The sequence below is a fragment of the Sphingomonas cannabina genome (assembly GCF_021391395.1).
In the GTDB taxonomy this organism is placed as follows: Bacteria; Pseudomonadota; Alphaproteobacteria; order Sphingomonadales; family Sphingomonadaceae; genus Sphingomonas; species Sphingomonas cannabina.
Genome location: NZ_CP090059.1, coordinates 100,404 through 123,925 on the forward strand (window position 1 = coordinate 100,404; position 23,522 = coordinate 123,925).

Consider the following 23,522-nt stretch of genomic DNA (forward strand, 5'->3'; position numbering starts at 1 on the left):
CACGGAGACGGCGATGGTCGAAGGCGAGGCGCAAGGCGACGCGAATTTGTTCCCGAAACAGTCGGGCGAGGTCCTGCGCGACGCGCGGATCGCGCAGGGGCTGGAGATCGCCGACGTCGCCGCCCGCACGCGCATCCCTCAGCGCCATCTCGAGGCGATCGAGGCGAGCAACTATGCGAGCCTGCCGTCGACCACCTATGCGATCGGCTTCGCCAAGGCCTATGCCCGCGCGGTCGGCGTCGACGAGGTGACGCTCGGCACGCAGGTGCGGGGTGAGCTGTCGATGCTGCCGAGCCGCGAGCCGGCGACGCCGATCTACGAGGCCGACGAACCCTCGCGCACGCCGCCGAGCGGGCTGGTGTGGGGCGGGGCGCTGCTCGCGCTGCTGATCCTGGCCGGCATCGGCCTGTGGTACGGCACCGGCATCTTCCGCGGCGACAGTGCGCCCACCGCGGCCGAGGCGACTGCGGAGCCTCAGGCGGCGCCGGCCGACACGGCGACCGTGGCGGTGCCGACGCCCGCGCCGACGCCGGCCGGCGGCCAGGTCACGCTCACCGCGACCGACGAGGTGTGGGTGCGCATCTATGACGCGGCGAACAATACGCTGCTGATAAAGACGCTGGCGCCCGGCGAGCGCTACGACGTGCCGATGGATGCCAACGGGCCGATGATCAACATCGGCCGGCCGGACAAGCTCGACGTCACCGTCAACGGCTCGAAGGTGGCGCCGCTCGGCAACGGCAAGGTCGCGATCAAGGACGTGCCGATCAGCGCCGCCGCCTTGCTCGCGCGCGGCGCGGCGCCGGCTGAGGCCGGTGGGTCGAACACGACCGCCGCACCCTGATACTGGCGGCATGACGCCAAAGCTGCGATAGGGGCGCCCTGGGTTCGAGACACCGGGGATTGATGAGGATGCGTATCGTTTTGGCCGCAGCGCTGGTTGCCGCAACGCTCGGGTTCGCCGCTCCGGCGCAGGCGCAGAGCGGGCTCGAGGGACGGGTGGGCAAGCTCGAGAGCGAGATGCGCGCGGTGCAGCGCAAGGTGTTCCCGGGCGGCGCCGGGATGACGGTCGAGCCGCAGATCACCGCGCCGCAGGCCCCGATCGCCGAACCGGGCACGCCGGCGGGCGGCGGGCTCGTCGACCTGACCGCGCGGGTGAGTGCGCTGGAAGCGGGCGTGCGCAACGTCACCGGGCAGGTCGAGCAGGCCAACTACCGGGTCCGCCAGCTTGAGGAGGCGTTCAACGCCTATAAAACCGCGACCGACGCACGGCTGAAGGCGCTGGAGGGCGGCGGCGTCCCGGCAGGCGATGCCCCCGCGGTGGGCGGGCCGGCCGAGGCTGCGCCGCCGCCGGTCACGCCGACCCGCCCGGCGGCGTCCGCGGGCGCCGATCCGGCACGCGCCGCCGCGGCCGGGATCGAGCGTCCCAAGACCGGCGATGAGGCCGAGGACGGCTATGTCTACGGCTATCGCCTGTGGCAGGCGAAGCTCTATCCCGAGGCGGAGGCGGCGCTGAAGACGGTCGCCGACAAGTTCCCCAAGCACCGCCGCGCGAGCTATGCCCAGAACCTGCTCGGCCGCGCCTATCTGGACGAGGGCAAGCCCAACCTTGCGACGCTCGCCTTCTACGACAGCTACAAGAAGTTCCCGGACGGCGAGCGGGCGCCGGACAGCCTGTTCTACCTGGCGCAGGCGCTGGTCCAGCTCAAGAAGCCGGCGGATGCATGCAAGGTCTACAGCGAGCTGAGCTCGGTTTATGCCGGCAAGATCACGACCGCCATGGCCGCCGACATCGCCAAGGGTCGCGCGGCTGCCAAGTGCCAGTGACGTGACCGGCCCCGAGCGTTTCGCCGTCGACGTCGCGGCGGCGCTCGGGCGCGGGCTGGATGAAGGCGAGCGGCTGGCACTTGCCGTCTCCGGCGGGCCTGACAGCATGGCGATGCTGGCGCTGGCGCATGCCGCCTTTCCCGGGCGCGTAGTCGCCGCCACCGTCGATCACCGCCTCCGTGCCGCCTCCGCCGAGGAAGCGGCGATGGTCGCCGCCTGGTGCAGTGGGCGTGGCATTCCCCACGCCACGCTCGTTCCGGCCGAGCCGATCGCCGGCGCCAGCATCCAGGCGCGGGCGCGCGAGGCGCGCTATGCGCTGCTCAGTGGCTGGGCGGAGGAGCAAGGCGCCGCGGCGCTGCTCACCGCGCATCATCGCGACGATCAAGCCGAGACCCTCCTGATGCGCGCGGCGCGAGGGTCGGGCGTGGCCGGGCTCGCTGCGGTCCGGGTGCGGCGCGATCTGGGTGTGGTGCCGCTGATCCGTCCGCTGCTCGACTGGAGCCGGGCCGAGCTGCGCGCGATCGTGGAGGCGGGTGGCCTGCCGTTCGTCGACGACCCCAGCAACCGCGACGACGCGTTCGACCGCACGCGCGTGCGGCGCCTGCTGGAGGAGAACCGCTGGTTCGACGCCGCCGGGCTCGCTCGCAGCGCCGCGCACCTCGCCGAGGCGGAACAGGCGCTCGCCGCCTGGCTCGACCAGCTCTGGGCGGAGCGGGCGCGGATCGACGGGGCCGCTCTGACCTTCGACCCGGCCGGCCTGCCGCGCGAGCTTCGCCGCCGGGCGGTGCGCCGCGGAATCGCCGAGATCCGTCGCACGGCGGGCATCACCGCCCCCGCCTGGTCCGACGCCACCAATGTCGAGCCGCTGCTCGACGCGCTCGACGGCGGCCGCGGCGCGACGCAGGCCGGAGTGGCGATCCGCTCCTCCCGCGGGCGTTGGCGTTTCGCCGCAGCCCCGCCGCGGCGTCCGCACTGATCGACCCGATCCCTCGTCCGTTCCATTGCCATTAACCCGGCAAGTCCTATCTTATCGGGCGGAAAGGTGATTCCCACGCGATGAACGACAACGACAAGCAGCCCGGCGGCCAGGACAACGGCGGCGGCAACCCCTGGATGAAGAGCCTGCTGATCTGGGTGGCAATCCTGCTCGGCCTGGCGCTGTTCGTCACGCTGATCGACGGCCGTTCGACCGCGACCGCGGGGAGTTCGATCCCCTATTCGACTTTCCTCGACAAGGTCGACGAAGGCACGGTCAAGGACGTCAACATATCGCGCGACGTCATCACCGGCACGCTCTCCTCGGGCGAGAAGTTCCGCACCTATCCGATCCAGGACCCGACGCTGATCCAGAATCTGCGCAAGAAGAGCGTCCAGATCAACGCGCGTCCGGACGAGGGCACCAATATCTGGCTGCTGCTGATCTACCAATCGCTGCCGTTCCTGTTGTTCCTCGGCATCGCCTTCTTCGTGCTTAGGCAGATGCAGAAGAGCTCGGGATCGGGCGCGATGGGCTTCGGCAAGTCGCGCGCGCGGATGCTGACGCAGAAGGAAGGCCGCGTGACCTTCGACGACGTCGCCGGCATCGACGAGGCGCGCGAGGAGCTGCAGGAGATCGTCGAGTTCCTGAAGGACCCGACCAAGTTCGCCCGCCTGGGCGGCAAGATCCCGAAAGGCGCGCTGCTGGTGGGCTCGCCCGGCACCGGCAAGACCTTGCTCGCCCGCGCGATCGCGGGTGAGGCGGGCGTACCGTTCTTCACCATCTCCGGCTCGGACTTCGTCGAGATGTTCGTCGGCGTCGGCGCCTCCCGTGTCAGGGACATGTTCGAGCAGGCCAAGAAGTCGGCGCCGTGCATCGTCTTCATCGACGAGATCGACGCGGTCGGCCGCCATCGCGGCGCCGGCCTCGGCAACGGCAACGACGAGCGCGAGCAGACGCTCAACCAGCTGCTGGTCGAGATGGACGGTTTCGAGGCGAACGAGGGCATCATCATCATCGCCGCGACCAACCGGCCGGACGTGCTCGACCCGGCGCTGCTGCGCCCCGGCCGCTTCGACCGCCAGGTGGTGGTGCCGCGCCCGGACATCGAGGGCCGGGTCAAGATCCTGCAGGTCCATATGAAGAAGGTGCCGCTGGCGCCCGACGTCGACGCGCGCACGATCGCCCGCGGCACGCCGGGCTTCTCGGGCGCCGACCTCGCCAACCTCGTCAACGAGGCCGCGCTGATGGCCGCGCGCAAGGGCAAGCGGCTGGTGGCGATGCAGGAGTTCGAGGAGGCCAAGGACAAGGTCATGATGGGCAGCGAGCGCCGCTCGATGGTCATGACCGACGACGAGAAGCGCATGACCGCCTATCACGAGGCCGGCCACGCCATCGTCGCGCTGCACGAGCCGGCCTCGGACCCGATCCACAAGGCGACGATCATCCCGCGCGGGCGCGCGCTGGGCATGGTGATGCGTCTGCCGGAGCGGGACAGCTACAGCTATCATCGCGACAAGATGTACGCGAACCTGGCGGTGTCGATGGGCGGCCGCGTCGCCGAGGAGATCATCTTCGGCTACGACAAGGTCTCCTCGGGCGCGTCGAGCGACATCCAGTACGCGACCGGCCTCGCCCGCGACATGGTGACGCGCTGGGGCATGTCCGACGAATTGGGGCCGCTCCAGTACGCCGAGGCCGACGAGGAGGTGTTCCTCGGCTATTCGGTCAACCGCTCGCGCCAGATGTCGAACGAGACCGCGCTCAAGATCGACGCCGAGATCAAGCGGATCGTCGAGTCCGGCCTCACCCGCGCCAAGGAGCTGCTCACCAAGCACAGCGACCAGCTCCACACGCTGGCGCAGGCGCTGCTCGAGTTCGAGACGCTGTCCGGCGACGAGATCAAGCGGCTGCTTGCCGGCGAAACGATCGACCGCGGCGATTCCGGTGCGGCGGCGGCGCCGGTGCCGGTCAGCGGCACCTCCGTGCCCAAGACGCGCCGACCCAAGGGACCGTTCGGCAATCCGGCCCCGCAGGGCGCTTGATCGCGGGCCGATTGACGGCTGACTCTGTGCTCCTAGCCCTCCCGCATCGAAAGGTGCGGGAGGGTTTTTCATGAGACTTGCCGGGCTGGCGCTCGCGCTGGCGATGGCGGTCGTTCCGGCGGCGGTGGCGCAGCAGCCGCCGACGACGGTCGCCGATTTCATCGCCACCTGTCGCTGATGCCAGCGGAGGACAAGTTCAGCATCGTGCTTACTCGCCGCAGCATGTTCGCAATCATTATCGCTGTTGCGGCGCCGGTGTTGTTATGGGCCGTTCCCCCGATCGCGGGGCGCTCGAATCTTCTGTGGCTGCTCGCAGTTTTCGTTCCGGGACCGTGGGCTATTTGGCACTTGGCCAGGCAACTCTACACCGCCGCGATGCACGGTTACGTCGTGACCGGCGTTCCAGAAAAGCGGGTATATCGGGATGACGCTCCGAGCCTCTACAGAAACAATGTCATCGCCTATATCATCCTGTTCCCTATCGTGGCGGCCGGTGTCGTGATCATGATGCTGAACGCCCTCCAGGCAGAGCATCTCATCCGCTGACGTGGAGCAGCCATTTTCCACTCGTTGCAGGCACGTCAGCACGCTGACAGGCTGCGGAGATCAGCACTTCGCCGTCCTTCTCGCCGCAATCACATGCTCGCCGTAGAACAGCGAACCGTCAACGAGATCGTGTCGATCACGACATCACAGGCCTTGTCGGTCATCGTCTTGCGCAGCCGATGCGACAGGCAGAGGCCCGGTTCTCGCTATCGTGCGGCCCTCGAGCGTCCGGATCGCGCCGTCGCGGACCGCCCGCGCATTGTGAGGCGAGACAGCGAATGCTGACAGCTGGTCAAGGGCGGCGGTGGTGGCGTATCGCCTCGATCGCTTATTCGTCGACGCGGCCGGAGACCTGAAGCGAGCCGCCCGCGTGGCCGCGGCATCCGGAAGAACCGCGGTGGTTTCTCAATGGTCTCATACGACCTTTCCGGCCGGCCCGCCGATCAGCTCTCCCGACCGGGCGGAGCGATGTCGCGTCCAGCAGTGATGTCGCGGTTCATACCGTCGGCGAGCATCCGGAGCAGCCGCACCAGATCGTCGAAATCCTGCCGGCTCCAGTCGCGGAACATCTCGATCGCCAGCCGCTCGCGCGCGGCATCCAGGGCATCGGTCGCCGCCTTGCCGCGTTTGGTGATCACCGCCTCCCGCACACGACGATCCGCCGCGCTAGGGCGGCGCTCGACCAGGCCGAGCTCCTCGAGTCGTGCCACCTGACGGCTCACGGTCGTATAGTCGCGGCCGGCTTTCGCGGCGAGATCGACGACCCCGATCGGCCCCAGCCGCTCGATCCCCACGATGAGCGGGAAAAGCGCACGCTCGAGCGTAAGCCCGGCCAGCCGCAGGATTTCCTCGTCCCGCTCCGGCTCGTTGATCACCGCGACGATGTCGAGGAGCGAGCGGTGCAGTCGGGGGAGCACCTCCGAAATATGTGTATGATGCACTTTCTTTATTGACACTGTCCGGCTCCCGATGGATATGTGCAACTTACACGCAATGGAGGCCAACATGGAAGCGGCAAATATCGACGTGCTGATCACCGGCGCCGGCGCCGCCGGCCTGACCTTGGCCATCGAGCTTGCGCGCCGGGGCGTACGGTTCCGTCTGATCGACAAGCTGCCGGCCCCGTTCCCCGGCTCGCGCGGCAAGGGTATTCAACCGCGTAGCCAGGAGATTTTCGAGGATCTCGGCATCCTCGACCGCATTGTCGCCACAGGCGGGCTCTACCCGCCGCTGCGTGAATATCGCGGCGACGGCAGCTTCCAGGACTCGCTGGTGGCGGAATCCTTTGCTCCGACGCCCGCCGAACCCTTCCACCTCGCGCTGCTCGTCCCGCAGTTTCTCACCGAACGGGTGATGCGCGAGCGGCTTGCCGAGCTGGGGCACCGGCCGGAATTCGGATGCGAGCTCGTCGCGTTCGTGCAGGACGACGAAGGCGTGACCGCCAGGCTGCTCATGCCCAGCGGGGAGCAGACGGTGCGCGCACGTTATCTGGTCGGCACCGACGGCGGCCGCAGCTTCGTGCGCAAGAGCCTCGAGCTGGACTTCCCCGGCAAGACGCTGGGCATCCGCGCGATGGTCGCCGACGTGGTGCTGACCGGATTGGGGCGCGATGCCTGGCATCGCTTCAATGAAGGCGACATGGAGACCCAGATCTCCTTCTGCCCGCTGCCGGGTACGCCGATGTTCCAGATCCAGGCCCCGATCCCGCTCGAAGGCGACGCCGACCTGACCGCGTCGGGCCTCCAGGCGATGGTTGACACGCGGATCGGACGAAGCGGGATTCGCATCGAGAGCGTTTCCTGGGCCTCGGCCTATACGATGAACGCGCGTCTCGCCGACCGGTATCGGGTCGGACGCGTGTTTCTCGCGGGTGATGCCGCCCATATCCATCCGCCCACGGGGGGACAGGGCCTCAACACCAGCGTTCAGGACGCCTATAATCTCGGCTGGAAGATCGCTGCGACCCTCGCCGGGGCTTCGCCCGCGGTGCTGGACAGCTATGAGGATGAACGCCGGCCGGTCGCCGGGGCGATGTTGGGGCTCGCGACGAGGCTGCTCGATGCGGCGAAGCGCGGCGACATGCGGCGCGGGCGGGAGGTGCATCAACTCGACATCGGTTATCCGGATTCGCCGCTGTCGCTCGAGGTGCCGGCGCGTGAGGGCATGCTGCTCGCCGGCGAACGGGCACCCGACGCACCCGTGGCCGGAGCGGCCGGCCAGGATCGCCGCCTATTCGAGCTGTTCGCCGGGCCGCATTGGACGCTGCTCGGTTATGAGCCCGGTGGCACCGGGATTGCTCCACGCGAGGGTCTGCACATCCACCGCATCGGCGCCGATGAGGCCCTGGTCGACCGGGAACGGCACTTCCAGAATGCCTATGGCGTCGCGACAGGCGACTGGGTGCTGGTGCGGCCCGACGGATATGTCGGGGCGATCGTCGATGCCGCGCATCTCGCCGAACTGGAGCGCCATCTCGATGCGATGGGCCTCGCCGTCCCAGCGCACGCCGATGCCTAAGCTGCCGATGCTTAGAGGATGGGCGACGCCACTTACGATCGGCGCGTTCTTCCCCCATGGCGGGCACAGGTCTGCTGATGTTCTTCGAGCTGGATCGCGGATTGATGGTGGTGATCCACCAATGGTTCTCCTAGTTCTTCCTCGCGGGCGTCGCAGGCCACATGGCGGCTAACGTTCGGCCGCTCGCGCGCTCTAAATCGAACTCGCTCCATTCGGCCTGACGCAGCTCGCCCGGCCGGACGAACACATGCGGCGACATCCGTAGCGCGTACTGGGTGATGCCGTACCCGGAGAACGCCTCTATCGCGCAGCAGCTCACCCACGTCCCTGGGGTTGGTGATGGCCGCGTAGTGGCGGGTCTTCGGGACAACGATCGCGCCCCTTAGGTCGGCGGCCACGTCCCGCTGCACCCGGCCAGTCGCGATGCCGTAGCGGAGGACGCGGCTGATAACGCTGCGCATGCGCCTGGCGCTTTCATAGCGCCCCGTCGCCTCGAGCTTGCGCAGCACGGCCAGGACTTCCAGCGCCTCGATCTGGTTGATCGGGCGCGAGCCGATATCGGAATACGCCATCCCGAGCAGCCACTGCACCTTTTCGAGCGTGATCCCGGCGCGGCCTTCGCGGGTGATCTTCGTGACCCATTCCTCCGCGACGGATTTGAAGCTGTTGCCGGCGTCGAACTGCGCCCGCATCCGCTTGAGCTTCTTTTCCGCAGCTGGATCGATGCCGTCCGCGACCAGCTTGCGGGCGGCATCACGCGCCTCCCGTGCCTCCGGTAGGCTGACTTCGGGCCAGACGCCGAGCGACAGCACCTTGTCCTTGCCGAGATAGCGATACTTGAGTCGCCAGTATTTCGAACCGGTCGGAGTGACGAGAAGGAAGAGCGAATGCTCATCGAAGAGCTTGTACGCCTTTGCTCGAGGCCGGGCATTCTTGATGGCGAGAACGGTGAGCGCCAAGGGGGTATCTCCATCCGAAAACGGGTGGATCATGGGCCCCGAAAAGTACCCCAAAAGCGGGGTATCTGTGGGCAAACCCACCCGAACCTCGCCGGACAAAGTAGCAGAAAAAGCGCTTGTTTCCGAGCCACTTACGGGACGTTCTTGGACGTCCGTGGACGGGAAAGTGGTGCCCAGAAGAGGACTCGAACCTCCACGCCCTTTCGAGCGCCGCCACCTGAAGACGGTGCGTCTACCAATTCCGCCATCTGGGCACGGGGTAGGCGGCGCGCTCTAATGAATGGGATCTGCGGTTGTCAACCGGCTGTTGGCCTTGCCGATCGCGCGCGCTCGGGGCATGGAGCCGGCGACTACCCAAGGAATCCTCGACAGGCGCAATGAAGGACCAGCTCATCACCCTGTTCGGCGGCGGCGGATTCGTCGGCCGCTATGTGGCGCAGGCACTGCTTGCCGCCGGCGCGCGCGTGCGAGTCGCGCAGCGCGTCCCCCGCGACGCCTGGTTCCTGAAGCCGCTCGGCGGCCTCGGGCAGACCCAGTTCGTCGCCGCGGACGTGACCAGGCCCGCCACCGTCGCCCGCGCGATCGAGGGGGCGGACGGCGTCGTCAATCTCGTCGGCAGCTTCGCCGACATGGCCGCGGTCAACGCCGGCGGCGCGCGCGTCGTCGCCGAGGCGGCGGCCGCCAAGGGCATCGGCGCGCTCGTCCATGTCTCCGCGCTCGGCGCCGATCCCGAGTCGCCTTCGACCTACGGCCGCACCAAGGGCGAGGGCGAGAAGGCAGTGCTCGCCGCGTTCCCGGGCGCGACGATCCTGCGCCCGTCGCTGGTGTTCGGGCGCGAAGACCAGTTCACCAACCGCTTCGCCGGGATGATCGCGGGCGCGCCCGTGCTGCCGGTGCTGCGCGGAGCGACCCGCTTCCAGCCGGTCTACGTCAAGGACGTCGCGAGCGCGGCGGTGAAAGCGCTCGCCGCGCCCGAGGACCATGCCGGCCGCACCTATGAGCTCGGCGGGCCGGACGTGCTCACCATGACCGAGCTCTATCGCTGGCTCGGCCGCACCATCGGGCGCGAGCCGCCGATGATCGACCTGCCCGATTCGCTCGGCAGCCTGATCGCGGCGTTCGGCTTCCTACCGGGCGCGCCGATCACCATGGACCAGTGGCGGATGCTCCAGCGCGACAATGTCGTGAGCGTCGGCGCCGAGGGGCTGGGCGCCTTCGGCATCGATCCCACGCCGCTCGCCAGCGTCGCGCCTGCCTGGCTGGTACGCTTCCGCCGCCACGGACGCTTCGCCAAGCGCCTGCCCGCCTGAACCCGAGTTCCTGTTAGCGTGCCGCCCGTCCGCGGCCTGAAAGTGAGGCCGTGATGGACCTTCTGACCGTGATCCTGCTCGGCATCGTCGAGGGCGTGACCGAATTCCTGCCGGTGTCCTCGACCGGGCACCTGATCCTGGCGGGTGCGCTGCTCGGCTTCCATGGCGAGAGCGCCGGCACCTTCGACATCGTCATCCAGCTCGGCGCGATCCTGGCAGTGGTGGTGCTCTACTGGCGGCGGTTCTGGGACGTCGCGCAGGGATTGTTCCGCGTCGAGCGCGGGGCGCTGATCTTCATCCGCAACTTGGCTCTCGCCTTCCTGCCCTCGGCGGTGATCGGGGTGATCGTCTACAAGGCGGTCAAGGCGATGCTCGAGAATCCGACGATCGTCGCGGTCGCGCTGATCGTCGGCGGCGTCGCCATCCTGGTGATCGAACGGCTGGTGCGCGACGCCAAGGTGCACAGCGTCGAGGGGATGAGCTGGCGCACCGCGCTGGGCATCGGCGTGATCCAGTGCCTGTCGATGATTCCCGGCGTCAGCCGCTCGGGGGCGACGATCATGGGCGCGCTGGGCCTGGGGGTCGAGCGGCGCACCGCGGCCGAGTTCAGCTTCTTCCTGGCTGTGCCGACGATGCTCGCCGCCTCGGCCTATGACCTCTACAAGAACCACGAACATCTCGGCGACACCGGCTGGAGCCAGATCGCGGTCGGCTTTGTCGTATCGTTCGTCGTCGCGCTGCTGGTGATCCGCTGGTTCGTCGGCATCGTCACCCGCCACGGCTTCGCGCCCTTCGCCTGGTACCGAATCGCCGCCGGCGCGCTGGCGCTGGTGTGGTTGCAATTCAGATAGGTCAATAATCGGAACTATTTTTGAAAGGTCATTTCGTCTCGACGACCGAAAAGACCATTTCGGCCACGGAGATAGGGCAGGATTGATGCCATATCTGCCGATTTGACCTATGCCCTTGGCGGCCTTTCGCGTTACCGGGCGGCGAAAGGTCGATCATGGCAGGCGAAAAGCTTCTTCAATTCGTGACCCGGACGCAGGCGTACCCCGCCAAGCGGGAGGCGCAGGCGCGTGCCGAGGATTTCCGCGAGATCGCGGAGCGCTACGGCGTGCCCGCCGCCGAGGAGCAGGCAAGCCGCTGCTCGCAATGCGGCGTGCCCTATTGCTCGGTGCACTGCCCGCTGCACAACCATATCCCGGACTGGCTGCGGCTCACCGCCGAGGGGCGGCTGCGCGAGGCCTATGAGCTGAGCAACGCCACCTCGACCATGCCCGAGATCTGCGGCCGCATCTGTCCGCAGGATCGGCTGTGCGAAGGCAATTGCGTGATCGAGTTCTCTGGCCACGGCGCGGTGACGATCGGATCGGTCGAGAAGTTCATCACCGACACCGCCTGGGAAGAGGGCTGGGTCGAGCCGGTCGCCGTGGGGCCGGCGCGGGGCCAGTCGGTCGGCATCATCGGCGCGGGTCCGGCGGGGCTCAGCGCGGCCGAGTATCTGCGCGGCTATGGCTATGACGTCCATGTCTACGACCGCCACGACCGGATGGGCGGGCTGCTGACCTACGGCATCCCGGGCTTCAAGCTCGAGAAGCCGGTGGTGATGCGCCGCGTCGACCGGCTGAAGCAGGGCGGCATCGTCTTCCACGAGGGGTTCGAGGTCGGCCGCGACGCGACGCTGGACGAACTGCGCGAGCGGCACGACGCGCTGCTGATCGCTACCGGCGTCTACAAGCCGCGCGCGATCAAGGCGCCCGGCGTGGGCTCGGCCGGAGTGGTCGAGGCGCTGACCTACCTCACCGCCTCCAACCGCAAGAGTTTCGGCGATGCGGTGCCCGAGTTCGAGGACGGCAGCCTCGACGCCAAGGGCAAGCATGTCGTGGTGATCGGCGGCGGCGATACCGCGATGGATTGCGTGCGCACCGCCGTCCGCCAGGGCGCGGCGTCGGTGAAGTGCCTCTACCGCCGCGACCGCGCCAACATGCCGGGCTCGCAGCGCGAGGTCGCCAATGCCGAGGAGGAAGGCGTCGAGTTCGTCTGGCTCTCCGCCCCGCAGGCATTCGAGGCAGCGGAACGAGTGACGGCGGTCCGTGCGGAGAAGATGCGGCTCGGCGCCCCCGACGCCACCGGCCGCCGCGCCCCCGAGCCGGACCCGGGCAGCGACTTCCGGCTGGAAGCCGATCTCGTCATCAAGGCGCTCGGCTTCGACGCCGAGGACCTGCCGCGGCTGTTCGACGCGCCGGAGCTGGGCGTCACCCGCTGGGGGACGCTCAGGACCGACAACAAGACGATGATGACCAGCCTCGACGGCGTGTTCGCGGCCGGCGACATCGTGCGCGGCGCGAGCCTGGTGGTGTGGGCTATCCGCGACGGCCGCGACGTTGCGGCGAAGATGCACCAGTATCTCAAGGTCAAGGGGAAGGTGGCGGCATGAGGGGGATGACCGGAGCCTTGTTGGTTGCGCTGGCGACGCCGGCGGCCGCGCAGACGACGGCCGCCCCGCCGGTTCCTTCTTCGGCCGCCGCGACCGATCCGGCAAAGCTCGCCCTCGGCCAGCGCATCGCGGGACGCCTTCTTCCCGACGGCACCTACCGCACGATCATGAAGGCGACCATGGATCAGGTGACGTCGATGTTCACCGATCAGATCGGAGCGATGCCGGTTCGCGACCTGGTCAAGGCGGGCGGCCTTTCGGAAGAGCAGGCGGCGAAGCTCGGTCCTGGAACGATCCGGCAGATCGCCGAGATCATGGACCCGGCATTCGATCAGCGGATGCGCATCACAATGAAGGTCATGGGCGACGAGATGAGTGAGCTGATGACTCAGATGGAGCCGGAGTATCGCGCCGGTCTGGCGGAGGCTTATGCCACGCGCTTCTCCGCCAATCAGCTCGCCGAGCTCGATCGTTTCTTCGCGACGCCGACCGGCAGCGCCTACGCTTCGCAGTCGATGGCGATCTATGCCGATCCGGCGATGATGCGGCGGATGCAGACGCTGATGCCGAAGATCATGCAGGCCATGCCCGGCATCATCACGAAGGTGACCGCGGCCACGGCCGACCTGCCCAAGACGCGCGACGCCAAGTCACTGTCGAAGGAGGAGCGGGCACGCCTCGAGGCGCTGCTGCTTCCCGCGAAGGATTCCCAATGAGCCAGCTCGACACCGAACGCCTCCGCCTCGCCCGCGAGGGCATGTACCGCCCCGAGTTCGAGAGCGACGCCTGCGGCGTCGGCCTGGTCGCCGCCACCGACGGCGTGCCCTCGCGCCGCGTCGTCGCCGCTGCGATCGACGCGCTGAAGGCGGTGTGGCACCGCGGCGCGGTCGACGCCGACGGCAAGACCGGCGACGGCGCCGGCATCCATGTCGACCTGCCCGCCAAGTTCTTCGACGACGCCGTGGTCGCCTCGGGCCACCGCGTGCTGCCGAACCGGCTCGCGGTCGGCATGATGTTCCTGCCGCGCACCGACCTGACCGCGCAGGAGACGTGCCGCACCATCGTCGAGAGCGAGATCATCGAGGCCGGCTACACCATCTACGGCTGGCGCCAGGTGCCGGTCGACGTGTCGGTGATCGGGATGAAGGCGCAGGCGACGCGCCCGGAGATCGAGCAGATCATGATCGCCGGCCCGCTCCCCGACGAGCAGGACGCGGCCGAGTTCGAGAAGAACCTGTACCTGATCCGCCGCCGCATCGAGAAGCGCGTGATCGCGGCGCAGATCAGCGGCTTCTACGTCTGCTCGCTGAGCTGCCGGTCGATCGTCTACAAGGGGCTGTTCCTCGCCGAGAGCCTCAGCGAATTCTACCCGGACCTCAAGGACGAGCGGTTCGAGAGCCGGGTTGCGATCTTCCACCAGCGCTATTCGACCAACACCTTCCCGCAATGGTGGCTGGCGCAGCCGTTCCGCTGCCTCGCGCACAACGGCGAGATCAACACGATCCGCGGCAACAAGAACTGGATGCTGAGCCACGAGATCAAGATGGCCAGCATCGCGTTCGGGGAGCGATCGGAGGACATCAAGCCGGTGATCCCGGCCGGCGCCAGCGACACTGCCGCGCTCGACGCCGTGTTCGAGGCGATCTGCCGCTCCGGCCGCGACGCGCCGACCGCCAAGCTGATGCTGATCCCCGAGGCCTGGGGGCCGAAGGGCGAGATGCCGCTCGCGCATGTCCAGATGTACAAGTATCTGGCGAGCGTGATGGAACCGTGGGACGGCCCCGCCGCGCTGGCGATGACCGACGGCCGCTGGGCGGTCGCGGGCATGGACCGCAATGCGCTGAGGCCGCTGCGCTATACGCTGACCGGCGACGGGCTGCTGATCGTCGGGTCGGAGACCGGCATGGTGGTGGTGCCCGAGAGCACAGTGGTCGAGAAGGGCCGGCTCGGTCCCGGCCAGATGATCGCGGTCGACCTCGACCAGGGCCAGCTGCTCCACGACCGCGAGGTCAAGGACCGCCTCGCCGGCGAGGCCGATTACGGATCGATGATCGGCGAGTTCCTGAGCGTGGACGACCTTCCCCGGGCGAAGAGCGAGCCGCTGCGCTTCGACCGCGCCGAGCTTGCGCGCCGCCAGGTCGCGGCGGGGCAGACGCTGGAGGACATGGAACTGATCCTGTCGCCGATGGTCGAGGGGGCCAAGGAAGCGATCGGATCGATGGGCGACGACACGCCGCTCGCCGTCATCTCGGACAAGCCGCGGCTGATCAGCCAGTTCTTCCGCCAGAACTTCAGCCAGGTGACGAACCCGCCGATCGATTCCCTGCGCGAACGGCACGTGATGTCGCTCAAGACGCGGTTCGGCAACCTCGCCAACATCCTCGACACCCAGGCGGCGCCGAGCAAGGTGCTGGTGCTCGAGAGCCCGGTGCTCACCAACGGCGACTGGGATCGCCTGAAGGCGCATTTCGGCACGCATGCGGCCGAGATCGACTGCACCTTCCCCGCCGATGCCGGGCCGGAGGCGCTGCGCGCCGCCATCGCCGACATCCGCGCCCAGGCCGAGCAGGCGGTGCGCCAGGGCAAGAGCGAGCTGTTCCTGACCGACGAGCATATCGGCCCGGACCGCGTCGCCATCGCCGGCGTGCTGGCGGCGGCAGCGGTGCACACGCATCTCGTCCGCCGCGGTCTCAGGAGCTACGCCAGCGTCAACATCCGCAGCGCCGAGTGCCTCGACACCCATTATTATGCGGTGCTGATCGGCGTCGGCGCCACCACGGTGAACGCCTATCTCGCCGAAGCCGCCATCGCCGACCGCCACGCGCGCGGGCTGTTCGGCGACCTGAGCCTCGACGAATGCCTCCAGCGCCATCGCACCGCGATCGACGAGGGGCTGCTCAAGATCATGTCGAAGATGGGGATCGCGGTGATCTCCAGCTATCGCGGCGGCTACAACTTCGAGGCGGTCGGGCTCAGCCGCGCGCTGGTCAACGACCTGTTCCCGGGGATGCCGGCCAAGATCTCAGGCGAGGGCTATGCCTCGTTGCATTTGAGCGCGAAGCTTCGCCACGACGCGGCGTTCGACAGCGCGGTGGCGACGCTGCCGATCGGCGGCTTCTACCGCCAGCGGCACGGCGGGGAGACGCACGCCTATTCGGCGCAGCTGATGCACACGCTGCAGACCGCGGTCGCGACCGACAGCTATTCGACCTATCTGCAGTTCGCGCGCGGCGTGCGCGATCTGCCGCCGGTCTATCTGCGCGATCTGCTCGAGTTCAACTATCCGCGCGAGGGCGTGGCGATCGATTCGGTCGAGGCGATCACCGAGATACGGAAGCGCTTCGTGACGCCGGGCATGTCGCTGGGGGCGCTCAGCCCCGAGGCGCACGAAACGCTGGCGATCGCGATGAACCGGATCGGCGCGCGGGCGGTGTCGGGCGAGGGTGGCGAGGATGCGTCGCGCTACAAGCCCTATGAGAACGGCGACAACGCCAACTCGAGCGTCAAGCAGATCGCCTCGGGCCGCTTCGGCGTCACCGCGGAATATCTCAACGCCTGCGATGAGATCGAGATCAAGGTGGCGCAAGGCGCCAAGCCCGGCGAGGGCGGCCAGCTCCCCGGCTTCAAGGTCACTGAGCTGATCGCGAAGTTGCGCCACGCAACTCCGGGCGTCGGCCTGATCTCGCCGCCGCCGCACCACGACATCTACTCGATCGAGGATCTGGCGCAGCTCATCTACGACCTCAAGCAGATCAACCCGCGCGCGCGGGTCTGCGTCAAGCTGGTGAGCGCCGCCGGCATCGGCACCGTCGCGGCGGGCGTCGCCAAGGCGCATGCCGACGTGATCCTGGTCGCGGGACACAATGGCGGCACCGGCGCCAGCCCGCAGACGAGCATCAAATACGCCGGCACGCCGTGGGAAATGGGCCTCAGCGAGGTCAACCAGACGCTGACGCTCAACGGCCTGCGCGGCCGCGTGCGCCTGCGCACCGACGGCGGGCTCAAGACCGGGCGGGACATCGTCATCGCCGCGATCCTGGGCGCCGAGGAGTATGGCATCGGCACGCTGAGCCTGGTGGCGATGGGCTGCATCATGGTGCGCCAGTGCCATTCGAACACCTGCCCGGTCGGCGTGTGCGTCCAGGACGAGCGGCTGCGCGCCAAGTTCACCGGCACGCCGGAGAAGGTCATCAACCTGATGACCTTCATCGCCGAGGAGGTGCGCGAGATCCTGGCGCGCCTCGGCGTCACCAGCCTCGACGAGGTGATCGGCCGCACCGAGCTGCTCCGCCAGGTCAGCCGCGGCGCCGAGCATCTCGACGACCTCGACCTCAACCCGATCCTCGCCAAGGTCGACGCGACCGATGCCGAACGGCGCTTCAGCCTGTCGACCTTCCGCAACGAGGTGCCCGACAGTCTCGACGCGCAGATGATTCGCGACGCGGCTGCGGTGTTCAGCCGGCGTGAGAAGATGCAGCTCACCTATTCGGTGCGGAACACCCACCGCGCGGTGGGCACGCGGCTCTCCAGCGAGATCACGCGCACCTTCGGCATGTCGGCGCTCGACGACGGCCATGTCACCATCCGCCTGCGCGGCTCGGCCGGCCAGTCGCTCGGCGCCTTCCTGTGCAAGGGCGTCAAGCTCGAGGTGTTCGGCGACGCCAACGACTATGTCGGCAAGGGGCTGTCGGGCGGCATCATCGCGGTACGGCCGATGGTGTCCTCGCCGCTCGCGAGCCAGGACAACACCATCATCGGCAACACCGTGCTCTACGGCGCGACCTCGGGCCGGCTGTTCGCGGCGGGCCAGGCGGGCGAGCGCTTCGCCGTCCGCAACTCGGGCGCCGAGGTGGTGGTCGAGGGCTGCGGCGCCAACGGCTGCGAGTATATGACCGGCGGCACCGCCGTGGTGCTCGGCCGCGTCGGCGCCAACTTCGGCGCGGGCATGACCGGCGGCATGGCCTTCGTCTATAACGCCGACGGCAGCTTCGAGCGGCGCGCCAATCCGGAGAGCATCGTCTGGCAGCGGCTCGCCTCGCGCCATTGGGAATCGGTGCTGCTGGCGATGATCCGCGCGCATGTCGACGCGACCGACAGCGCCTGGGCGGCAGGTCTGCTCGAGGACTGGGACCGCGTGCGCGGCCAGTTCTGGCAGGTGTGCCCGAAGGAGATGGTGACGCGGCTCGCCTATCCGCTCGACGACGAGGTGGAGGTGATCGCGGCGGAGTAGGGCGCCAGGTCTGAATCGTGCTCATGCGAAGGCAGGAGCCTTGGCCACGAGCATCCCGGCTTGCCAGCGCTCCTGCCTTCGCAGGAGCACCGGTGCCGTTTGTCCGGGCATTGGTTCGTATGCGTTTCGGTTCGTCGCATTCGGCTGGACCCATCGGCCAATTCGGAGGTTTGTAGCGGCTCCCGGATGCGGAGCGGCAGGGGCCGCGCTTCGCGTCGCTCTTGAAGGCTGGCCCGCATGAAGCTTTCCGCCGTCTGCTGCACCCTCGCGCTCGCGCTGGGTACCATCCCTCCCGCCATGGCGCAGGATCACGCGATCCTCGGCCCCCGGTTCGGGCAGGACGCCGGCAACGATCCCGCCGCCCGCGCGGTCATCCGCCGCGCGGGTGCCGCGCTCGACCGTCCGCCCGGCGCGGTTCCGCAGCTCCATACCGAAGGGACGCTGCCCGGCCAGGGCATCCGCGACGCCAGCCTGCAGGCGAAGCAGGACCAGCCGATCGTCCTCGACCTCGCGCTGGCATGGCGGCTGACCGGCGACCGGCGCTATCTCGACCAGGCGGGCCGCTATCTGGAAGCCTGGGTCGATACCTATCGGATGTCGTTCAACCCGATCGACGAGACCGGGTTCGACGCGCTGATCCTCGCCACCGACCTGACCGAGGCCGACCTGCCGGCGCCGCTCCAGGACAAGCTCCAGGATTTCTGGCGCCGGATGGCGTCGGGCTATCTCGACGCGATGGAAGGCAAGGCCAGGAACAGCGCCAACAATTGGCAGAGCCATCGCGTCAAGCTCGCGACCATGGCCGCCTATGCGGTGGGCGATCCCGGACTGATTTCGCGAGCGCGTCAGGCGTTCCGGCGGCAGGTGACGGCCAATATCCGGCCCGACGGATCGACGCTCGATTTCGAGCAGCGCGATGCGCTCCACTATGTCACCTATGATCTCGATCCGCTGCTGATGGCGGCGCTCGCGGCCAAGGCGCACGGCGAGGACTGGATCGACTGGAAGAGCCCGGCGGGATCGAGCCTCGCCGGCGCGCTCGACTGGCTCGAACCCTATGCGACGGGCGGGAAGGCGCATGTCGATTTCGTCAATTCGACGGTGCCGTTCGACCGCCAGCGCGCGGCGGCGGGCGAGAGCGCCTATGTGCCACGTCCCTGGAAGGCGGGCAGCGCGGTCAACACCTTCGCGATGGCGGCGCTGGTCGATCCCGCCTATCGCGACGTCGCCGCGGCGCTGGCGTCGCGCACGGGCAGCAAGCCGGCGGATTGGGTGAGCCTCTATGCGCGTTGACCGCCACTCAGACCTGAACAGGCTAGGTTCCCGGCGATCGACCGGCTATGATCGCACGGGTGTTCAGCTTCGGCTCAGCCGGCCGGAGCTAGGGAGCGCCCCCGATTCGCTCCCGAAGGAGTGAGGATGTCATGCGTCTCGTTCTGACCCCAGTCATCGCTCTTGGCGCTGCCGCGCTCGTCGTCGCTGCCCCTGCCGCCGCGCAGGACCATGAAACGGCGCCACCCGTCGCCAAGGTCGGTGAGGCGCTGTCGAATCCGATGGTGCAGGAAGGCGCCGCCCAGGCGGTGACCAACCTCGCCGACGTGCTGCTGGCGACACGGATCGGGCCGCTCGCGCATTATGCCGATCCGGACGGCGACATCCGCCCCGACGACACGCTTGCCGATCTCGAGGCGCGGCGCGATCCCGATTACCGCCGCCACCTTCAGGATCGTACCCGCAAGTCGGTGGCGATGGCGGGCCAGGCGGCGCGCGACGCCGGCGCGATGGCGGCCGAGCTCAAGGCGACCGGCGCGCGGCTCAAGGCGGCGCTCGCCCCGATGGTCGCCGCGCTGAGGTCCTATTCCGCCGCATCCGACGACGATCATTATTGATGTCCACGCCTAGACGCGCGCCGCGCTCGCCGTAAGAGTGGCGGGGATGTGGCAGCTTTATCAATTCCCGCTCTGTCCTTTCTCCCGCAAGGTCCGTCTGCTGCTCGGCGAGAAGGGCGTCGGCTATGAGCCGGTGCGCGAATCGCCCTGGCTGAGGCGCGACGAATTCATCGACATGAATCCCGCCGGCCAGACGCCGGTGATGGTCGACGTCGAGCGCGGCACCGTGCTGATCGATTCGATGGCGATCTGCGAATATTTCGAGGAGACGGTCGAGAAGGCGGCGATGATCAACGGCACCGCCGCCAACCGCGCCGAGATCCGCCGGCTGGTCGCGTGGTTCGACACCCAATTCTATCGCGACATCACCGCGCCGTTCCTCAACGAGCGGATGCTGAAGCGGGTGACGCGCCAGGGCACGCCCGACGGCGCCGCGCTGCGCGAGGCGATGAAGGCGGTGGTCGGCCATCTCGACTATATCGATTACCTGCTCGACCACCGCACCTGGCTCGCCGGCGCGACGATGAGCCTGGCCGACCTCGCCGCCGCCGCCCAGATCTCGGTCGCCGACTATCTCGGCGGGATCGACTGGAAGAGCCATGAGCAGGCCAAGCGCTGGTACGTCGGTATGAAGAGCCGGCCGAGCTTCCGCCCGCTGCTCGCCGAGCGGATGGAACTGGTGAGCCCGCCCGCCGATTACGAGAAGCTGGACCTGTAGTAAGGGGGCAAGCGATGCTCGAACACGTTCCCCGCTGGCTCGGCGCCGTGCTCAAGGGGGTGCGGGCGGGCGCGGACAAGCTCACCATCGTCCAGCCGGACCTCGGCAATTTCGCCGCACTCGAGCTGCGCAGCCCCGCCTTCGCCGATGGCGGGCGGTTGCCCGAACGCTTCACCGCCGACGGCGCGGGCGTGTCGCCGCCCTTGTTCTGGACCGGCGTGCCCGAGGGCACCGACAGCCTGGTGCTGATCGTCGAGGACCCCGACGCACCGGCGCCGAGCCCGCTCGTCCATGCTATCATCTGGGGGATGCCCGGCGAGGACGGGCGGCTGGCCGAAGGCGCGATCGTCGCCGACGGACCGGGCGGCGAAGGCGGCGACGTCGGCCGCAACAGCTTCCGCCGCGAAGGCTGGCTGCCGCCTGACCCGCCGCCGGGCCACGGCGAGCACCGCTACGTCTTCCAGCTGTTCGCGCTCGCGCCGAGCGACACGCCCGGCGAGACCCCCAGCCGCGGCAACGCCATCGCGGCGATGCGCGGGCGCGTGCTCGCCGCCGGGCTGATCACCGGCACCTATTCGCGCGGCGAGCCGGCGCCGACCGGGCGCGTGGGATCGGTTGCCGCCGCCTGATCGCCAACAGTTGGCGTGATTTGCGGAAGATGTTGGCGCTTGACACCACATCCAAATCGCGCCCTTAGCAAAATCAATAACTTAGAAAATTGGCACGACCCCTGCAAAACACTTGGCATCGGCGCCGGATGGTCCGGCACCGAAGACAAGACAGGGAGTTCGTTACCATGGCTATCCGTTTCGAGACCTTCCAGCGCAGCGCCGTCGCGGTGTTCGGTGCGCTGATCGCCACCATGATGCTGGTCGTCGCTTCGGCTCCGCACGTTCCGCTCGCCTGACCGGAACGTCGGAGCCCCCGACCCCCAACGCTGATCCAGGAGTTCACGTCATGCTTCGTTCGTTCGCCATCGGCGCCGTCTCGTTCGCCTTCACCGCGGTGCTGATCCTCGCCAGCGCCACCGCCCCCGGGGTTCATCTCATCGCGGCCTGAGCCCCGGGCTGCCGCTTCCCTCCCGCAACGGGAGGAACAACGTCGCGCTCCCGCCGGTTGGACGATCATTCCCGGCCGAGGACATGGGAGCGATGACCGACACAATCGAAATGATCCATGAGGATGCGCTTCCCGGACAGGAGAGCGCATTGGAGCCCAAGCCCGACTGGCGGCCGCGCTATCCCGGATCGGGGCGGCTCCAGGGCCAGGTCGCGATCGTCACCGGCGCCGACAGCGGCATCGGCCGCGCCGTCGCCGCGCTGTTCGCCCGCGAGGGCGCCGACATCGCGATCGTCTATCTATGCGAGACCGAGGACGCGCTGGAGACCAAGCGCATCGTCGAGGCGGAGGGCCGCCGCGCGATCACGCTGACCGCCGATGTCGGTTCGAAGAAGATGTGCGAGCGCGTCGTCGCCGAGACGATCGACGCGTTCGGGCGCCTCGACGTCCTGGTCAACAATGCCGGCGAGCAGCATCCCGACCCGGACATCACCGACATCACCGAGGAGCAGCTGAGGCGCACCTTCCAGACCAACATCTTCGGCATGTTCTTCATGGTGCAGGCGGCGATGCCGCACCTGAAGGAGGGCGCGCGCATCGTCAACTGCACCTCGATCACCGGCTATCAGGGATCGAAGGAACTGCTCGACTATTCGTCGACCAAGGGGGCGATCACCGCCTTCACCCGCTCGCTGTCGGAAAACCTGATCGGCAAGGGCATCCGCGTCAACGCGGTGGCGCCAGGGCCGATCTGGACGCCGCTCAACCCGTTCGGCGGGACGCGCCCCGAGAAGATGAAGGGTTTCGGCAAGGACACCCCGATGGGCCGGGCCGGCCAGCCCAACGAGGTCGCACCGGCCTTCCTGTTCCTGGCGTGTGAGGATTCGAGTTACATGTCGGGGCAGGTGCTGCACCCCAATGGCGGAACAGTCGTCAACGGCTGAACGGACGCCCTTCGCTCAGCCGACGCGAATGCAGTTCCGGCCCTCGTTCTTGGCCCGGTAGAGCAGACGGTCGGCGCGGCCGAAGGCGGCGCGGGCCGTGTCGCCCTTTGCTACCGGCGCCAGGCCAGCCGAGAAGGTGACCGCACCCAGCGGCTCGTCGGTCTCGCGCAGGCGATAGCGCTTGGTCGCGACCAGCTCGCGCGCGATCTCCAGCGTCGCGCGGGCCGAGCCGGCGTCCATGTCGGTGAACAGCACGACGAACTCCTCGCCGCCGTAGCGGGCGACGAGATGGTTGCCGCAGGCCTCGCGCAGCGCAGCGGCGATCGCCCTCAGCACCCGGTCGCCTACCGCATGTCCGAAGCGGTCGTTGACCGACTTGAAATGATCGATGTCGCACACGGCGAGCCACATCGTCGCATCCGTCGCGGCATGGCTGGCGAACGCCTCCTCGAAGGCGCGGCGATTGGGAAGGTCGGTCAGCGGATCGCGCCGGGCGTTGTCGCGCGCCTCCTCGAGCTTGGCGCGCAGCTCCGCGGCCTCGCGGGTCGCGCTCTCCAGCCGTGCCTCGGCGGTACGCACGCGCGCGACCATCGCGGCAGTGATCCGCGCGACCTCCGCCACCGCCGCCGACCCGTTATCGAGCGCGGCCTGCTGCTGGCGGATGCGGTCGGCGCTCTCGGCAAGCTCCCGGCCGAAGCCATGGGTCTCGGCATGAAGGCCCTGGATGATGTCGGCGAAGCCCTCGACCTGGAGCTGCGTCTGCGCGATCAGCCCGTCGGCACGATCGCGTTCGCTGCCCGTGCCGGGCGTGACCTCGCCCCCCAGCGCCTCGATATCGCGCAGCGTCAGCCGCACGCCGCCGTCGGTCAGTCGGGCCACTGCCTGCGCCAGCGGCGCATCGGGATAGGCGAGGATCGCATAGGCGAAGGCGTAGTTGGCCGGATCGGGGTCGAGCCGCTGTGCCGTCAGGAAATCGCCGATCCGGTCGAACAGCTGGCGCGGCGCTGAGCCGGCCTGTTCGGAGCGGACGACGTGAGCCCCCTTCATGATCTTTTCCGATCC

General features: G+C 68.4%; 19 protein-coding genes and 1 tRNA gene. 16 read left to right on the forward strand and 4 right to left on the reverse strand.

Translation table 11 applies throughout. From position 1 onward, the window contains the following. Window positions 1–13: 13 nt before the first annotated feature. The 5 genes from LZK98_RS00555 to LZK98_RS00575 all read left to right on the forward strand — a co-directional run bounded on the left by LZK98_RS00555 (window position 14) and on the right by LZK98_RS00575 (window position 5,394). Window positions 14–844: a helix-turn-helix domain-containing protein gene (locus LZK98_RS00555; RefSeq protein ID WP_233784456.1), complete on the forward strand. Its 831-nt coding sequence runs from the start codon at window positions 14–16 to the stop codon at window positions 842–844. 68 nt (window positions 845–912) lie between these two features. Further along, window positions 913–1,827: a tetratricopeptide repeat protein gene (locus LZK98_RS00560; protein WP_233784457.1), complete on the forward strand. Its 915-nt coding sequence runs from the start codon at window positions 913–915 to the stop codon at window positions 1,825–1,827. Between the two features lies 1 nt (window position 1,828). Continuing rightward, window positions 1,829–2,803: a tRNA lysidine(34) synthetase TilS gene (gene tilS / locus LZK98_RS00565; RefSeq protein WP_233784458.1), complete on the forward strand. Its 975-nt coding sequence runs from the start codon at window positions 1,829–1,831 to the stop codon at window positions 2,801–2,803. A gap of 80 nt (window positions 2,804–2,883) precedes the next feature. Next, the gene (gene ftsH / locus LZK98_RS00570; RefSeq protein ID WP_233784459.1) at window positions 2,884–4,848 is read left to right on the forward strand and encodes an ATP-dependent zinc metalloprotease FtsH; all 1,965 of its coding nucleotides are present in this window, start codon (window positions 2,884–2,886) and stop codon (window positions 4,846–4,848) included. Between the two features lie 177 nt (window positions 4,849–5,025). After that, the gene (locus tag LZK98_RS00575) at window positions 5,026–5,394 is read left to right on the forward strand and encodes a hypothetical protein (RefSeq protein WP_233784460.1); all 369 of its coding nucleotides are present in this window, start codon (window positions 5,026–5,028) and stop codon (window positions 5,392–5,394) included. Between the two features lie 443 nt (window positions 5,395–5,837). On the opposite strand, the gene LZK98_RS00580 is transcribed toward LZK98_RS00575, so the two are convergent. Then, window positions 5,838–6,311, reverse strand: coding sequence for a MarR family winged helix-turn-helix transcriptional regulator (locus LZK98_RS00580; protein WP_233784461.1), 474 nt, complete (start codon window positions 6,309–6,311; stop codon window positions 5,838–5,840). Window positions 6,312–6,399: 88 nt separating this feature from the next. On the opposite strand from LZK98_RS00580, the gene LZK98_RS00585 reads away from it, so the two are divergent. After that, window positions 6,400–7,911: an FAD-dependent oxidoreductase gene (locus LZK98_RS00585; protein ID WP_233784462.1), complete on the forward strand. Its 1,512-nt coding sequence runs from the start codon at window positions 6,400–6,402 to the stop codon at window positions 7,909–7,911. A gap of 32 nt (window positions 7,912–7,943) precedes the next feature. Here LZK98_RS00585 and LZK98_RS00590 read toward each other — a convergent pair whose 3' ends face one another. Continuing rightward, window positions 7,944–8,870, reverse strand: coding sequence for a tyrosine-type recombinase/integrase (locus LZK98_RS00590; RefSeq protein WP_233784463.1), 927 nt, complete (start codon window positions 8,868–8,870; stop codon window positions 7,944–7,946). 167 nt (window positions 8,871–9,037) lie between these two features. Next, window positions 9,038–9,124, reverse strand: a tRNA-Leu gene (locus tag LZK98_RS00595). A gap of 123 nt (window positions 9,125–9,247) precedes the next feature. Between LZK98_RS00595 and LZK98_RS00600 the strand changes: the two genes are divergently transcribed. From LZK98_RS00600 to LZK98_RS00645, 10 genes are all read left to right on the forward strand, one after another. After that, the gene (locus tag LZK98_RS00600) at window positions 9,248–10,180 is read left to right on the forward strand and encodes a complex I NDUFA9 subunit family protein (protein ID WP_233784464.1); all 933 of its coding nucleotides are present in this window, start codon (window positions 9,248–9,250) and stop codon (window positions 10,178–10,180) included. A gap of 53 nt (window positions 10,181–10,233) precedes the next feature. Then, window positions 10,234–11,031 carry an undecaprenyl-diphosphate phosphatase gene (locus tag LZK98_RS00605; RefSeq protein WP_233784465.1) on the forward strand — a complete coding sequence of 266 codons (798 nt, stop codon included), beginning with the start codon at window positions 10,234–10,236 and terminating at the stop codon, window positions 11,029–11,031. A 155-nt stretch (window positions 11,032–11,186) separates the two neighbouring features. Then, a complete protein-coding gene (locus LZK98_RS00610; RefSeq protein ID WP_233784466.1) occupies window positions 11,187–12,620 on the forward strand; it encodes an NAD(P)-dependent oxidoreductase in 1,434 nt (477 codons plus the stop codon). Continuing rightward, window positions 12,617–13,336 (forward strand): DUF2059 domain-containing protein, encoded by a 720-nt coding sequence (locus LZK98_RS00615; RefSeq protein ID WP_233784467.1) that lies wholly within the window; start codon window positions 12,617–12,619, stop codon window positions 13,334–13,336. The genes LZK98_RS00610 and LZK98_RS00615 overlap by 4 nt, the downstream gene beginning before the upstream one ends. Further along, the gene (gene gltB / locus LZK98_RS00620) at window positions 13,333–17,850 is read left to right on the forward strand and encodes a glutamate synthase large subunit (RefSeq protein ID WP_233784468.1); all 4,518 of its coding nucleotides are present in this window, start codon (window positions 13,333–13,335) and stop codon (window positions 17,848–17,850) included. The genes LZK98_RS00615 and gltB overlap by 4 nt, the downstream gene beginning before the upstream one ends. Before the next feature lie 237 nt (window positions 17,851–18,087). Next, on the forward strand, window positions 18,088–19,143 hold the full coding sequence (locus LZK98_RS00625) for an alginate lyase family protein (protein ID WP_233784469.1): 1,056 nt from the start codon (window positions 18,088–18,090) through the stop codon (window positions 19,141–19,143). Window positions 19,144–19,274: 131 nt separating this feature from the next. Beyond that, window positions 19,275–19,739: a hypothetical protein gene (locus LZK98_RS00630; RefSeq protein ID WP_233784470.1), complete on the forward strand. Its 465-nt coding sequence runs from the start codon at window positions 19,275–19,277 to the stop codon at window positions 19,737–19,739. A gap of 46 nt (window positions 19,740–19,785) precedes the next feature. Beyond that, a complete protein-coding gene (locus LZK98_RS00635; RefSeq protein WP_233784471.1) occupies window positions 19,786–20,457 on the forward strand; it encodes a glutathione S-transferase family protein in 672 nt (223 codons plus the stop codon). Window positions 20,458–20,471: 14 nt separating this feature from the next. Then, on the forward strand, window positions 20,472–21,086 hold the full coding sequence (locus LZK98_RS00640; RefSeq protein WP_233784472.1) for a YbhB/YbcL family Raf kinase inhibitor-like protein: 615 nt from the start codon (window positions 20,472–20,474) through the stop codon (window positions 21,084–21,086). A gap of 522 nt (window positions 21,087–21,608) precedes the next feature. Next, window positions 21,609–22,460 (forward strand): SDR family oxidoreductase, encoded by an 852-nt coding sequence (locus LZK98_RS00645; RefSeq protein ID WP_233784473.1) that lies wholly within the window; start codon window positions 21,609–21,611, stop codon window positions 22,458–22,460. Between the two features lie 15 nt (window positions 22,461–22,475). Here LZK98_RS00645 and LZK98_RS00650 read toward each other — a convergent pair whose 3' ends face one another. Next, on the reverse strand, window positions 22,476–23,507 hold the full coding sequence (locus LZK98_RS00650; RefSeq protein ID WP_233784474.1) for a GGDEF domain-containing protein: 1,032 nt from the start codon (window positions 23,505–23,507) through the stop codon (window positions 22,476–22,478). Window positions 23,508–23,522: the final 15 nt, after the last annotated feature.

What these genes read in the sequence shown, in the direction of transcription:
- ftsH (WP_233784459.1), top strand. Translation starts at nt 2,884, where the DNA reads ATGAACGACAACGACAAGCAGCCCGGCGGCCAGGACAACGGCGGCGGC.
- LZK98_RS00625 (WP_233784469.1), top strand. Translation starts at nt 18,088, where the DNA reads ATGAAGCTTTCCGCCGTCTGCTGCACCCTCGCGCTCGCGCTGGGTACC.
- LZK98_RS00640 (WP_233784472.1), top strand. Translation starts at nt 20,472, where the DNA reads ATGCTCGAACACGTTCCCCGCTGGCTCGGCGCCGTGCTCAAGGGGGTG.
- LZK98_RS00610 (WP_233784466.1), top strand. Translation starts at nt 11,187, where the DNA reads ATGGCAGGCGAAAAGCTTCTTCAATTCGTGACCCGGACGCAGGCGTAC.
- LZK98_RS00555 (WP_233784456.1), top strand. Translation starts at nt 14, where the DNA reads ATGGTCGAAGGCGAGGCGCAAGGCGACGCGAATTTGTTCCCGAAACAG.
- LZK98_RS00575 (WP_233784460.1), top strand. Translation starts at nt 5,026, where the DNA reads ATGCCAGCGGAGGACAAGTTCAGCATCGTGCTTACTCGCCGCAGCATG.
- LZK98_RS00560 (WP_233784457.1), top strand. Translation starts at nt 913, where the DNA reads ATGCGTATCGTTTTGGCCGCAGCGCTGGTTGCCGCAACGCTCGGGTTC.
- LZK98_RS00635 (WP_233784471.1), top strand. Translation starts at nt 19,786, where the DNA reads ATGTGGCAGCTTTATCAATTCCCGCTCTGTCCTTTCTCCCGCAAGGTC.
- LZK98_RS00650 (WP_233784474.1), bottom strand. Translation starts at nt 23,507, where the DNA reads ATGAAGGGGGCTCACGTCGTCCGCTCCGAACAGGCCGGCTCAGCGCCG.
- LZK98_RS00585 (WP_233784462.1), top strand. Translation starts at nt 6,400, where the DNA reads ATGGAAGCGGCAAATATCGACGTGCTGATCACCGGCGCCGGCGCCGCC.
- LZK98_RS00630 (WP_233784470.1), top strand. Translation starts at nt 19,275, where the DNA reads ATGCGTCTCGTTCTGACCCCAGTCATCGCTCTTGGCGCTGCCGCGCTC.
- LZK98_RS00605 (WP_233784465.1), top strand. Translation starts at nt 10,234, where the DNA reads ATGGACCTTCTGACCGTGATCCTGCTCGGCATCGTCGAGGGCGTGACC.
- LZK98_RS00615 (WP_233784467.1), top strand. Translation starts at nt 12,617, where the DNA reads ATGAGGGGGATGACCGGAGCCTTGTTGGTTGCGCTGGCGACGCCGGCG.
- gltB (WP_233784468.1), top strand. Translation starts at nt 13,333, where the DNA reads ATGAGCCAGCTCGACACCGAACGCCTCCGCCTCGCCCGCGAGGGCATG.
- LZK98_RS00645 (WP_233784473.1), top strand. Translation starts at nt 21,609, where the DNA reads ATGACCGACACAATCGAAATGATCCATGAGGATGCGCTTCCCGGACAG.
- LZK98_RS00600 (WP_233784464.1), top strand. Translation starts at nt 9,248, where the DNA reads ATGAAGGACCAGCTCATCACCCTGTTCGGCGGCGGCGGATTCGTCGGC.